Source organism: Bacillus cereus group sp. N24, assembly GCF_016483345.1.
Taxonomy (GTDB): Bacteria; Bacillota; Bacilli; order Bacillales; family Bacillaceae_G; genus Bacillus_A; species Bacillus_A toyonensis.
In genome coordinates, this window is the sequence record NZ_JAEHCA010000037.1 from 21,716 (window position 1) to 34,805 (window position 13,090).

Consider the following 13,090-nt stretch of genomic DNA (forward strand, 5'->3'; position numbering starts at 1 on the left):
CTGCATAAACGGGCGTAATTGTATAGGAACATAAACAGAAAGTGAACAAACTTTTTTATAAAAACTGTTCACGCAATCCTAAGGAAAGAGTTGGTTTTAATCAATCTTTTTTTAAATCGATTTTTTTGTGAGTCATATAATGTGAGTTGGTAAGAGGTTTTTAATCAAACTTTATTTTAAAACAACATTTAAAAGGAGTGAAAAATGAATACAATTAATAAAATCTTAAGCGATTTTGCTGAAATAAATGCAGACGAATATGTAAGAAATTATTATGAGCTTAGTATTATGTCAGAAAATAAAAAGGATAATATTTTTGAACTTGCCAAAAAGGCGACATACGCTACTAGTAATGACACATTAGAACTCATACACTTGAAAGAATGAAAAAAAGAATTTCTAATTTGCCAATATCCTAATGGGGAGTCTTCTTGGTTTGGGAAAATACCGTACGGATATGATTTAAATGGATTGACTTCGAAGGAATATATAATAGAGCGGTTATTAAATGTATTCAAACAAGAACCAGATGAGGTTTATTGGATTAAATTAGATCCAGGAGGCTATTATGCATGCTGTTATGAAGAATATTTGTTTAAGACAAACAAAGGGATTTATTTTTTTAGTATGCAAGTACACGATTAAATAATCAGGATTTGAAATATAGTTTTATTAATAAAAAAGATTGATAATCTAATAATAAAGAAGAAGTCTCCATGTCAAAGGAATAAGAATTAAATGAAGAATAAAGATAGTCCAGGTGAATTTTGTATTCTGCTTAATTCCTATTATGTTTTTGAAAATAAAGTTAAAAAACCAAGCACCTAAAATTGTAACAGATATCTCAAAAATCGTAATTATCCATTCTAGTATAGTATGTTCTACATCAGGAGAAGCGCCAGCCATACCAAGAACAACTATAACTGGAAATGAGGGTATATAAACAAGTAAATAAGAAAAAAAGTAAAAAATATATTTTATCAATGTTTTTCCTTCCAAAAAATCCACTCCTAATATAGAACAAATAGTTTAAAGGTAATTATTAAACTTATTCAAAAGGTACAAATGTTATATGTTAAGTATATAAGTTATTGCTTTTATATATAAAGGAAGACCCCTAGATAATGTTATTTTAGAGGTCTTCAGTGAAAAAATATCATATAATATCAAAAAGTGATAAGGAACTATAGCAAACAATTAGTCTGCATACATATCAGAAGGTAATAAGGGACTATAGCACAATTCAATCAATATTTTAAAATATATAATACTCAAAATAGATGATAATATACTATGAAATCATATCAATAGTAATAAGGAGCTATAGCTTAACCCTTTTAAATATATCCATATTATAACAAAAAATAAAACATAAATACAAACAAAGATCTGAATCTTCTGTGAAAAATAAATTGAATATGATGCTAGTAATTTATATAATGTATGAAGACTTTCTTTTTTCTTTTTATAATCCATAAACACTACAACCCTTTCGGGGAAATGACTTTGTAAAGCAGTGTTGCTTGCAAAATTCATATACCCGAAAGGGTTTTTTGTGTTTAAAAACAATTAGGCTTATGCCGTTAATATAGATATTTCTATAAAGAAAGGATGAAGGTAGTTGTATATATTTGAAAGGGAATTTTATTATGCAGTTACTCTAAAGGATTTGTAACATGTCCACTAACTTATTAAACAAATTTCATACTAAGTAGTAGGAGGAAAAATAATGTATGTTACAACTAAAACGAATGAACTAAATGGATTTGAGCGAATAGCTAAAATTTTAGAAGAAGTTGAGATATCTGATACTCATCCCCGGATGCTAGAAGTTCTTGTAGAAGGTAAAACGTATCAGTCTGCCTTTTGCTTTGCACATGTCGTTGCTGATATAGGTCAGCGTGTTCCCTTACTACTCTGCACAATAATTGGGGGCATTGATAGTACAGTACAAAGTATAAAATCGGCGATTGATAATGGAATTTCTGGTTTGAAGTTTGGTACTGGAGAAAAAAGCTCAATAAGTTATCAATTTGAATCACAGTTTCAGTTTTATGCTGAAAAGGGGAAATATACAACATTTCCAATTACAATTAATGGCCGTAAAGCAATCATTATGGTACATGATTTAGTAAGAAAAGGATCGTATACCTTTTCATTTGAAGAATCACCAGCTACTGCAATTCGTAACGTTATAGGTGGGGAAAAGTATGGAATTGGTACTTTAAAGGAATGGGAAGAACCTATCTATCAAGGATTATTAGATAAATAGGGGATTGATACTTTGAGACTGTCCCTTGTTACTATGACAAGAAGTTATTTAAATATTTCCAGGTGTTAAAGTTCAATTTCAATGAATATGAAATGGATCATTGTATTAGTGAAATGGTAAAAGAGAAGAAAATCTTGTTTCAGAAGGCTGGTTGTGGAACCACGTTAGAAGAGGTTAATAGTTTAATTGATTACATGCTTAAATACGCAGAAATTATATTAGAGAAAGTGTCACATGAGGTGAAACCATTCTATACACCTCTAATAAATTTGTCTTTAGAACATTTTATTTCATAAAGGGAGGAAATTATAATGATAGGTGAGACTTTTAAAAATTTGTTAATAAGTCTGGCTGGTTTAATAGTGGGGTTAAGTGCTATATATTTAATAATTAAATATAGCTTCAAATTAACAGTAGAAAAAGCTATACCTAATTTAATAGCCTATGCTAGCTTATATTTACCAGGAGTTATAACATTTGGTTTAGTTGGATACGTTTCTAATTCATGGATTTTTGGAATTGTAATGGGTGTTATAGTTGAGGCAATTCGTTTCTATGGGTTTGGCAGAATACTAAATCAAATATCCTCTTTATTAAGAGCGATAAAAGTGAAAATGTCTATAGCAAAAGCAAAAAAGCAAGCAAATGCTAAAAATAAACCTTTAGAGGTAATTGAAGCTGCTACAGTTAAAATAGAAAAAGAGGGCATAGTACAAGAGCAACCAGTAATTGAACTGAAAAAAGAACAGAAGGAAATTATAAAAACAGAAGAGCCAGAAATAATTGATGATGTAGAAGACTTGGATGAAATGGAAGGCTTAGAGCGTGTAGCGGTACTGGAGCACATAGAAATGGTCGCAGAAACTAAAGAAGAAATACTAGTGGAAAATGATACTACAGTTAAACGTGAACGTAAACAAGCAGAAAGTACACCTGATACACAGGAAATCTATGAACAGTTACAATTAGTTCTAGTTAGTGGAAATTCAGATAGGAAAAATGAAGAAATTAGTTTTGATTAATAAAAAAGCTATCATCATTTAGAAATGATGATAGCTTTTTTCGTCTAGTGTAGAGTTGAAATAACGTTTAAATGTTTATAAAAAAGTACCGTGAGGATGAGGGGGCATGTGAAATGAAAAATTTCTCAATACTTTTACTGCATAAATATATATCTTTAGTTAATAATGCTTAAAGTTTAGTAAATGAAAAGGAGCTGAAAAAATGAAACAAGAACAATTTATTTAATTAGCTGGAGGAGTATTCAAAAATGATGAATACTACAATCAGTGGGGGGTATGGTAGATATTAAATTCTAAACTGATTAACAAGGAGGAAGAAAATTGTGGCACATTCAAAGAGAATAGAAGATTTTAATATTGATGAGTTGCTTCATGAAGTAAAGTTACGGGAAAATAAAGAAAAATTGGTACATGATATAGGTGAAAGAGAAATTGAATCGGTTGTCGTTCCTAACGAATCTGAAAATGAAGCGCTTGGTGTCTTTACAACAAGCGAAATTATTGAGGGGCTCAAGGAAAAACAAAAAGCCATATATGGTGTAGATGACCGAATGGATGTCAAGGATGTAGTGGATCAAGAAATTTGTAATGCTGCAGACAGTGTTGTGGCTCTTTTTGAAGCTACTAGCGTTAGCGATAATGGAGATGGAACTTCTACTCTGAAAACGAAAAAGTTTGGTACTGCTTATAGATTATGTTCTACTGAGAAATTTAGAAATCAACCAATTGGAGCATTTTGCTCTGGATTTCTTGTTGCTCCGGATATTATTGCAACTGCTGGGCACTGTATAACAGAGAATAATGTTACAGATATTCGTTTTGTTTTTGGTTTTCGTATGATAGATGATTCTAAGGCACGTACGGTCATTAGCAATTCAGAGATTTATCAAGGAGCAGAACTCATAGGCATAGGACATGAGGACGGCGAGTCTGAAGCTGATTGGGCGCTAGTTCGACTTAATCGATCTGTGACTAATCATAAGCCTCTAAAAATTAGAAGGACGGAAAAAATTGCTGATAATGAATCAGTATATGTTATAGGGCATCCAGTGGGACTTCCTACTAAGTATGCTGATGGAGCGAATGTACGGGAAAATGGACATAATACTTACTTTGTTGCAAATCTTGATACATATGGTGGGAATTCTGGGTCACCCATTTTCAATAGCGATCATATAGTGGAGGGGATTTTAGTTCGTGGGGCAACAGACTTTGTAATGAATGGAAACTGTAGTGTTTCACTTATATGTTCCGCTTCAAATTGTGTTGGGGAAGTATGTACAAGAACTACAGTGTTCGCAAATAGTGTACCTATTATTAATGATTAGTCTTGTATTTTGCCATAGTAAATCAATTCTGTACTCATTGGTGTATTAAATTTAACTCTTCAACTAACATAATATTGTTTGTAGTCGTAATTTCTCCATTTTATGCATTTCCTTAAGTTGATGTCAATGTGAGATACTGCTAAATAGAAAGTGAGAGCCACTTAAGTAGCTCTCACTTTCTATTTTTATTTTTTACTACACTGTATTAATGTAGTATTTCGTTTGATATAAAGATTATTAAATACTGCATTTACAATATGCACTTTGGTATAATGATTGTTCTGTATTCCAATCACACTTGATCTAATCCGACGTTCTGCTTCCAACGCCTTTTAACTGAATTTTTATTACTATTTTATCGATTGTAGCATGGAATATATCCTTAGCTTTTCTCTCGATATTTAATACTTTATCTCCTGCTTAGATTGGCTACTTTTTAATCATTTTCTATAATGCCGCTCTCGCCATTCTTTATTGAAGTTCAAAAGTCAGTGTACAGTAAAAAGCTAATGCAAGATAAGATAAATAGATATGAGTTATACTTCCATAGCCAAGAATGGCATAATGAATATTGGCAACCGAAAGCTTCTAAATTCTTTTTTTCAATCCTTATCATTACTGACAAACATTACGACGTTCAATCTCCTTATTTCCGTATATTCCAGGCGAGTTCTATAGAAAGTTTTATGAATAATTTAACAGTGAAATCATAAAGAAAGCCTGCATAGTGCAGTGCTTTTTTCATTATTAATACTAAACATGTTTGTTTAAATTGTGGATTCGTTTACATGTATATCAGAATTGTTTATTGGCGATATAAAAAAGAAAAAACTCATCATATCAATGTTTTCTGCGTTTTTACTTTTCTATCTTATTAGTAGGAACGCCTTTTTCATTGACTTAATAACTGACTTATTCAATGCAATATATTCTAATATGGTAGTGTGAGAAATTATTTCTTATCCTAGACTATGGTCTAGTTATCCACCACATCATCATGATCAGCCAGAGGTATATTATTATCGCTTTAACAAGCCGCAGAGACTTGGATGTGTAATGTATTTTTGTTGGATGATTCAACATCTTAAGAACAGCCCATGGAATAATCGTATCATGGTGGAAGACCACACGTGGTTATTAGAATTAAACACGAAAATTTGGCCAGAAAAGGAATAGACGAAAATAAAGGTTGTGGCGCAAAACGATGTAGCTTGCAATCATTTTTGCACCACAACGACTAATTATTTTGTGGATTTGGGCAGGTTCTTATGTGAGATAGCATAAGAGCCTGTTTGCATGTGCTACCTTTTTTTATGTACAATAGTAATAAGATATGATATAGACAGGGAGAGGAAATCCATGTCCACTAAATTAGTAAATTTACGCATTGATTTTGCTTTTAAACAGTTATTTGGAACGAAAGGAAATGAGGAAATTTTAACGGGTTTCCTAAATGCAATTTTAGAGGAATCTTTAGATGCACCTATTACTTCGCTACAATTAGATGATCCACATCTCCATAAATCTTATGAAGATGATAAGTTATCGATTTTAGACCTATTAGCCACGCTAGATAATGGAACGCAAGTGAATATTGAAATTCAGCTTCGAAATACACATGATATGGTAAAAAGATCTTTATATTACTGGAGTAAACTTTATACATCCCAAATGCAAGAAGGAATGCCATATCGTTCACTTCGGAAAACTATTACCATCAACTTACTAGATTTTATTTTATTTTCTCAGGATGATGCATTTCATACCATGGGGCAATTATGGAATACTAAAATGCAGCAACTCTTAAGTGACGATATTGAAATCCATTTTGTAGAGATACCGAAATTGGTAAAACAATGGCGTGAAGAAAAAGTAAATCCGTGGGAAAATACATTTGTTCGTTGGATGTTATTATTACCAGCGCATGAAGATGAACATTTAACTCAAACATTGGAGGAGATTGCGATGAATCAAGATCCAATTTTACAAAAGGCAATAAATAAATGGGAAAATATGAGCCATGATTCTTCTTTTAGAACAGCGTACGAAGCTCGAGAGAAATTGCTTTTAGATGAACAAGCCAAGCTAGCACATGCAGAACAAGAGGGAATGGAAAAAGGGATTGAGCAAGGCAAGATGCAGATGATCCGAGGAATGCATGAAATTGGTGTACCACTTGAAACTATTGCAAAAGCAAGTAAGTTGAGTGTGAAGGAAATAGAACGTATCTTAAATCTAAAATAATTATATGTGAGTATACAGAACTCATGAGTAGAAAAATTAGACGTTCATTATCATATACGGTTAATGGGAAAGCATTGCTGAAGATTTCAGCAGTGCTTTTTCTATATTATTTAAGGCAATTAACCTTTTGTAAAAAAATCAATTGCCTTTTTACGATTTAAAAATATTTTAACTTTGTAATAAAGGAACCTAATGTACAGAGATAATAAAGTAGTTTAAAACATAATAAAGTTCTTTAAAAGACAATAAAGTTGTTTTATTATAATTAGACTAACAGGAGGATGGTTGAAGAGGAAAAAAGAAATTTGAGTACAAAAAGAGAATAAATTTCAGATAAATTTTTTCTTTGGGGGGATTTATATGTCGTTTGAACAATGCCAGAGTATCAATTCATTAATGTCTAGCTTTGATAGAACCTGGTTTTTTGCTGGAGGATGGGCGATTGACCTTTTTATTGGTGAAGAGACAAGAGAACATACTGATATAGAGTTTGCTGTTTTTCGAAAAGATCAACAATATCTGAAAGATTATCTTAATGAATGGGAGTTCAAAAAGGTAATTAAGGGTAAGTTCCATAATTGGGAAAATGAGTTTTTAGATTTGCCAACACACGAAATACATGCTTCGAATATTTTAAACGGAGATAAAATAGAAATTCTTTTTAATGAAACAAACGGAAGTGATTGGATATTTAGAAGAGATTTTAGAATTTCTTATCCACTCAATTCCGTTTGGAGTACTACTAAAACAGGTATTCCATACCTAAATCCAGAAATTGTACTTTTATATAAGGCGAAGAATACAAGGGAAAAAGACCATAAAGACTTTATCGCTATAAAGGACTATCTTGACAATGAGAAGAAAAAATGGTTGCGATATGCTTTAGAAATACACGAACCAGAACATAAATGGCTTCAATTTTTAATCTAAGGCTTATTTAACTTACAGGTGCTTTTAGTTCAATGAAATTAAAGTACTTTATTATCACTTTTATAATTAAATTTACGTAAATTATATGTTTTTAAACAACTTTTAAAAGCTTTATTACATTTTATATGTAGTAGGGCTTTTGTTTTTTTATCTAAATTTAAACGACTTAATTATCTTTATACAATATGAGCTAACAACATCATTTCAAAAAACTACAGAAACACATGGAAATAATTAGTGTAATCAGTTTTTATCCTGTATGATAAAAATAGAGATATTCCAATATTTTCATGGAGAATAATTGACTTAATAAAAGTAGAAAAAATTATTAATAGGAACGAAAAGTATGAACAAAATGGGAAGAAAAAGGGACTGGCATGGCGTAGACCGTGTTTTTGTTAAAGATTTAAAATATGAAATAGGATCACCTGAATCTCATGAACTATCTATAAATAAAACTAACTTTGCAGATTGGGAGTTAGAGTTAAGTGTCAGTGAAGAAGAATTATATTATTTTGAAGAAGCAAAACAAATAAAGGAACCTATAGAATTTGCTATTTATATTCGATATATGAACCGTTTAACAGGAAAAGCAATAGTGAAAAGTATAGAAGAAAATACAATTGTAGTTAAGGGAATTACTGTTTTATATGGTTATAGATATGTATCACCACGTTAATAAATATTTCGATCTTTAAACAGAATATGTAAAAAATGTAGTAAAATAAAAGAGGTGATAAAATACGCCATTTTTCATAGGTAATGCAAAAGCTGGTTTCACGAAAGTAAGCGGCACAGGAGAAGACATCGGAGTATCTGCGTGGTATAAGTATATGGGGTACAGAGAAAACAATAGAGACGTCTTGCAACGTCATGAAGCATTTGTTGACAGGACTCATGTAGAAGTGATAGAGAAATACGGTAAGGTGTATTGGAACGTGATTGACAACAGATTAACATCTGCAGAAAAGGAAGCAGCTAGAGATGCATTACTGAGAGCAGATAGATGTCTGAGAGACTACGGTTACGGTTTAAATTAAACTACAAGGGGTAGAAAAAATGGGGAAATATGTGAAAGACCAAAAGGTAGTTGCATTTACACTAGAAGGATTAGCACCATGTACAGTTGTAAGAGTAGGTTGGATTTTCATTATGGTACAAGTAGAAGAAACGAAACATTTATATTCTGTTACAAAGAAGAAGCTAACTCCTATAGAGGAAGAAGCGCACTATTTAGTAGAAGAGAGTATTGATGAAGACGGTGTATTCGATATAGGTAGATTGTTTGCTAAAATAGCAGCAGAAGACATGGAAGTTGCAAAGAAATCATTTGAAGAGAATGAAGACTACCCTAAATACGAAGATTTTCATAAACCATCAGAAGGGAAACTGTATGGTGGAGAGTACTATACTACAATCAAAACAGGTAAAGAGTTACTAGAACAATACTTTAATCGAGAAGAGCTAGAACGTAATGGTACTAATTAAATTAGATGTGTAAACGGTTAAAGGTCAAATCTTATTTATGTTAGGTATATAGACTAAGAAAATTTATATTTGTTTTTTGGGAGGACAACATGATGGATTTGGTAAACAAATTTTTAAACGGCTTGAAAGCAGCATTATCAACAGCTGATCTCGAAGCACTAAATAAAGCATACGGTGCTACAAAAGAGGATATTGATATATTAAGGACGAAATATCCAAATTGTCCAGAACCATTAATCTCTTTACTTGAAAATATCGATGGTACATATTGGCGGAAATATGGAGAAAACGAAGTCTCGGTATGTATTTTAGGTTCAGATGTTGAAGAGTATCCATATTATTTGCTTTCTACACAGGAGATGATCGAAAGTTCAAAAGAAGGAGAAGACGTCTCCTATCTTTTAGAATACCAAGATGACGAGGATGCTGTTGACTCAAAGATAAATTCAGAAGGGCTTCTCCCTGGCCAGTATATTCACTTTTCAGATTGTATGAACAATGGTGGAACATCAAAGCTGTATATTGATTTTAACCCTTCTGATGAAGGTGTATGTGGTCAAATAATTCGTTTTTTACACGACCCGGATGAATATGAAGTGATTGCAAACAGTTTTGATGAGTATTTACAGGATCTAATTGATGGTAATTTTAATTATTTAGACGAAGAAGAATCTCAATAATTTGTGAAGAATTACACTTAAACTAACAGGTTCTTTAGTTGAACTAGATTTAAATAATTTTATTACTGATTTTTGTCTACAAACACATTTAAAAGATTAAAAATTAAACAACTTTAAAGAGCCTTACTACAATATGATTTGTAACGAGGCTCTTATATTTTTAAATAAAAGTTAAATAATCTAGTGTATGGGGTTTAAACGCAAATCCTTTGATATAAAATACGTGTTTATAAGATGTTTTTAATCAAATTTTATTTCAAAGCAACATTTTAAACAAAAGATTAATTTCTTTTTTTTATGATTTAAATGTATTTTAACTTTATTATAAAAGAGCCTAAATCATACCCTGTTTTTATTATAGCTATAGCTGAAATTATGGCTAATGGATATTTAATAAATGGTTTTTTTAAGGATTCCTGTATATTTTTCATATTGTAAACCTCCATTGCGTTGATAATCTTAGTTTATATATTATCATATATATTTATATAATTATTAATAGTTATTAATAGTTATTATGTTTAGCACTATTAAATATAATGGGAAGAAAGGTACTTAAATTTACAGAGAACAAAATGATCAAACTTTTTTATAAAAATTGTATACTAATTCACAAGGAAAGCATTCATTTTGAACAAACTTATTTCAAAGTGGATGTTTCTTATTTACCATATAATATGTGTTTGCGTAATGTTTCTGATTAAACTTTATTCTAAACCAACATTTAATTCTTATTGAACTAACGGTGCAGGATATTGGAATAGGGATGTTGATATAATTAAAGGGGAATGTACTTTATTTTATAATTTATGAGGTGGAAAATGGACTCTTTAGAATTAAACAAATCTAAATATATTGTCTCTAATATCAAAAACATTTTGCATAAAAAGCTTATACTTGAAAAACCGTTAACTAAAGATGAGGTGAAAAAATTAAACCTAGTTAATCCCCCTGTATACGAAAATGAGAAGTATCTCATTCAAGAACGATGGTTTTATAGTATTAATATCGGAGAATGGGAAGATGTGGAGATTTTTATTCAAGGGAATAATGAAAATCCCGATGTGGAGATTATCGAAATGGCAGAAAAAATATTCGATGAACTCCATCTACATATAAGCCGTGCATTAAAATATTTACAGGAATTCTTCCCTAATCAAGAAATGAAGAACTACTATCTATCCACAATATGTTTTGGAAAGATGGTTAATTTTGACGATTATATATTTTCAGGGTTTAGTTTAGCTTTTATTTTTGATGGTCACTTTGAGTTTCAGTATAAAGTAAAATTTAAAGAGGATGGATGGCCTATTGGTTTTGAAGGTGGGCCACTTTAATAATCATAGATAATTTTTTCTTATTGAACTAATGGGTGCTTTAGTTGAACAAGATTTAAACAACTTTATTATTGATTTTTGAGTGCACACACCTTTAAATGGATAGAAATTAAACAACCTTAAAGAGCTTTAATACAATACAATGTAGCAAAGCTCTTGTATTTTTTATATCTAAATTAAATAACTTTATTATCACTTTATATTTCTGTCCTATGGCCTATTTTTCCCCGTATCTCATATTCATAAAGAAAAGACACCCTAAGGTGCCTTCCCCGACTTGAACCATCAAAAACCTGAAATTTTTACATTTTTATAGAAATTATTAGGAGAATACTTCCTGTTTTTATGTTAAACTATTTGAGCTAGTATTTGTATTAATATTAGGGGGATGAATAGTATGTTGGGCGATTTCAATATGAATTCCAGTAATTATGAAAGTGGTGCTGAAATCTTAGAATTATTAGGCAGTTTAAGTCGTTTATTAATTGTACGTGAATTGACTGTAAGTGGGACTTTGACAGTTTCCCAGTTGAACGCTGCGACGCATATTTCGGAACCTATGATTTTACAACATTTACGCAAACTAACTAAAGGTAATATGGTAATTATCGAGCGCAAGGGTACAAAGCTTTATTGTAGAGTAGAAGATAAGAAGATCATTGATATTATTGATTTATTAGGATTATCATATTAGGTTCTATTCTATGTCTTTTTTGAATTCAAGCACTTTATAAATAAAACAATAACCAAAAGAAAAGACACCCATATAAGAGTGCCTTTTCCGATAGTTTTTTAGCAGAAGCAAGAAGCTCCAACAATGATTAATAAAATAAATAAAACAACTAATAAGGCAAATCCTCCGCCACAACTACCGCAACTACCACCAAAGCCCATTTTAATCTCTCCTTTGAGTAGGAGGGGAAAATTAAGGTCACTCATGTATTTTAATGGATTCACTTTACCTTATGTTTTTAAGGATTAATTGAGCAGGTCCGTTTGAAAATAAAGAAAAGACACCCTAAGGTGCCTTCCTCCGACTTGAACCACTTTAATTTTAATAATATGTATTGGACTCCCATCCAAAGATAATTCTAACATGTTTTTATATAAATGAAAGCGGATTCTTTAACTTACTTAATTACTTTGTTCATAACTTCTTTATATTTGTTAAATTGGGCATCTTCCATATCACCATTCATTTGTATAAGGAAGTTACCTTTTGCGTAAGTATGAGAGAATAGCATCTGATTACCATTACCTAAATCGTCATAGTATTTCTTAGCTTTTTCAAGGTCTTCTTTGTTTTTAAACTCAAATATTCTACCACCACTATCTTCACCTAATGCTGGAACAAGAATGCGTTTTGCTTCTTTTCTAGTATTTCCAAATTCTTTTTCTGGTAGGTCACTAGGATTGTCAGCTTCTAATCCTGCAGCTTTAAATTCTTCAATTACCTTACCAACCGTGACATTACTTGTCATTGATTTAACGCTGTCACAAGCGGATAAACCAAATAATAATAGAGCTCCAATAAGTAATACTGCTAATCTTTTAAACATAGTTGTTCATTCCTCCTAATGTAAATAAATCCGTAAATATAATAACAAATTATTTATCTTTATATTGTTATATATTGTCGAATGGAAATAAAAAAGTTGTGCCGTAGCCCCCTTTTTTTTAAAAATTACTATATCTGTAATGATCCGACTAAGTTTATCATTTTAGCCAAGAAGACTCCTTCCTCAAGGAACGCGAAGTGAGTAGGTGGGAGATGAATTGGCTTCGAACA

The 13,090-nt window shown here is 31.1% G+C and carries 15 protein-coding genes and 3 pseudogenes; 14 read left to right on the plus strand and 4 right to left on the minus strand.

What is annotated here, in order from left to right; all coding sequences use genetic code 11:
• The first annotated feature begins 204 nt into the window (after positions 1-204).
• Positions 205-645: pseudogene (locus JDS95_RS27855) on the plus strand (hypothetical protein).
• Positions 646-693: 48 nt separating this feature from the next.
• On the opposite strand, the gene JDS95_RS27860 reads toward JDS95_RS27855, so the two are convergent.
• On the minus strand, positions 694-999 hold the full coding sequence (locus JDS95_RS27860; RefSeq protein ID WP_000398640.1) for a hypothetical protein: 306 nt from the start codon (positions 997-999) through the stop codon (positions 694-696).
• 730 nt (positions 1,000-1,729) lie between these two features.
• Here JDS95_RS27860 and JDS95_RS27865 point away from each other — a divergent pair.
• From JDS95_RS27865 to JDS95_RS27915, 11 genes and pseudogenes are all read left to right on the plus strand, one after another.
• Positions 1,730-2,272, plus strand: coding sequence for a hypothetical protein (locus JDS95_RS27865; RefSeq protein ID WP_002046196.1), 543 nt, complete (start codon positions 1,730-1,732; stop codon positions 2,270-2,272).
• 311 nt (positions 2,273-2,583) lie between these two features.
• Positions 2,584-3,294 carry a hypothetical protein gene (locus JDS95_RS27870; protein WP_098016236.1) on the plus strand — a complete coding sequence of 237 codons (711 nt, stop codon included), beginning with the start codon at positions 2,584-2,586 and terminating at the stop codon, positions 3,292-3,294.
• Positions 3,295-3,617: 323 nt separating this feature from the next.
• Positions 3,618-4,622: a trypsin-like serine peptidase gene (locus tag JDS95_RS27875; protein ID WP_002046190.1), complete on the plus strand. Its 1,005-nt coding sequence runs from the start codon at positions 3,618-3,620 to the stop codon at positions 4,620-4,622.
• 449 nt (positions 4,623-5,071) lie between these two features.
• Positions 5,072-5,335: pseudogene (locus tag JDS95_RS27880) on the plus strand (replication-relaxation family protein); the annotation flags it as partial.
• Between the two features lie 181 nt (positions 5,336-5,516).
• Positions 5,517-5,798: pseudogene (locus JDS95_RS27885) on the plus strand (5-deoxy-glucuronate isomerase); the annotation flags it as partial.
• A gap of 183 nt (positions 5,799-5,981) precedes the next feature.
• Positions 5,982-6,866 (plus strand): Rpn family recombination-promoting nuclease/putative transposase, encoded by an 885-nt coding sequence (locus JDS95_RS27890; RefSeq protein WP_000105001.1) that lies wholly within the window; start codon positions 5,982-5,984, stop codon positions 6,864-6,866.
• A gap of 360 nt (positions 6,867-7,226) precedes the next feature.
• Positions 7,227-7,796 (plus strand): nucleotidyltransferase domain-containing protein, encoded by a 570-nt coding sequence (locus JDS95_RS27895; protein ID WP_000007324.1) that lies wholly within the window; start codon positions 7,227-7,229, stop codon positions 7,794-7,796.
• A 346-nt stretch (positions 7,797-8,142) separates the two neighbouring features.
• The gene (locus tag JDS95_RS27900) at positions 8,143-8,475 is read left to right on the plus strand and encodes a hypothetical protein (RefSeq protein ID WP_001038415.1); all 333 of its coding nucleotides are present in this window, start codon (positions 8,143-8,145) and stop codon (positions 8,473-8,475) included.
• A gap of 154 nt (positions 8,476-8,629) precedes the next feature.
• Positions 8,630-8,836: a hypothetical protein gene (locus JDS95_RS27905; protein WP_206773935.1), complete on the plus strand. Its 207-nt coding sequence runs from the start codon at positions 8,630-8,632 to the stop codon at positions 8,834-8,836.
• 19 nt (positions 8,837-8,855) lie between these two features.
• Positions 8,856-9,284, plus strand: a complete 429-nt coding sequence (locus tag JDS95_RS27910) for a hypothetical protein (protein WP_000521675.1) — start codon at positions 8,856-8,858, stop codon at positions 9,282-9,284.
• 92 nt (positions 9,285-9,376) lie between these two features.
• Positions 9,377-9,964, plus strand: a complete 588-nt coding sequence (locus tag JDS95_RS27915; RefSeq protein ID WP_098016234.1) for an SMI1/KNR4 family protein — start codon at positions 9,377-9,379, stop codon at positions 9,962-9,964.
• 302 nt (positions 9,965-10,266) lie between these two features.
• Here the strand turns inward: JDS95_RS27915 and JDS95_RS31635 are convergent, their stop codons facing one another.
• Complete coding sequence (locus JDS95_RS31635; RefSeq protein WP_000790095.1) at positions 10,267-10,395, minus strand: hypothetical protein; 129 nt, start codon at positions 10,393-10,395, stop codon at positions 10,267-10,269.
• Between the two features lie 390 nt (positions 10,396-10,785).
• Between JDS95_RS31635 and JDS95_RS27920 the strand changes: the two genes are divergently transcribed.
• Both JDS95_RS27920 and JDS95_RS27925 read left to right on the plus strand, forming a co-directional pair.
• Positions 10,786-11,301: a hypothetical protein gene (locus JDS95_RS27920; RefSeq protein ID WP_000377637.1), complete on the plus strand. Its 516-nt coding sequence runs from the start codon at positions 10,786-10,788 to the stop codon at positions 11,299-11,301.
• Between the two features lie 397 nt (positions 11,302-11,698).
• Positions 11,699-11,995, plus strand: a complete 297-nt coding sequence (locus JDS95_RS27925) for an ArsR/SmtB family transcription factor (RefSeq protein ID WP_000900156.1) — start codon at positions 11,699-11,701, stop codon at positions 11,993-11,995.
• A 98-nt stretch (positions 11,996-12,093) separates the two neighbouring features.
• On the opposite strand, the gene JDS95_RS27930 is transcribed toward JDS95_RS27925, so the two are convergent.
• Both JDS95_RS27930 and JDS95_RS27935 read right to left on the minus strand, forming a co-directional pair.
• Positions 12,094-12,195 carry a YjcZ family sporulation protein gene (locus JDS95_RS27930; protein ID WP_079995239.1) on the minus strand — a complete coding sequence of 34 codons (102 nt, stop codon included), beginning with the start codon at positions 12,193-12,195 and terminating at the stop codon, positions 12,094-12,096.
• Between the two features lie 236 nt (positions 12,196-12,431).
• On the minus strand, positions 12,432-12,860 hold the full coding sequence (locus JDS95_RS27935; protein WP_000476459.1) for a hypothetical protein: 429 nt from the start codon (positions 12,858-12,860) through the stop codon (positions 12,432-12,434).
• Positions 12,861-13,090: the final 230 nt, after the last annotated feature.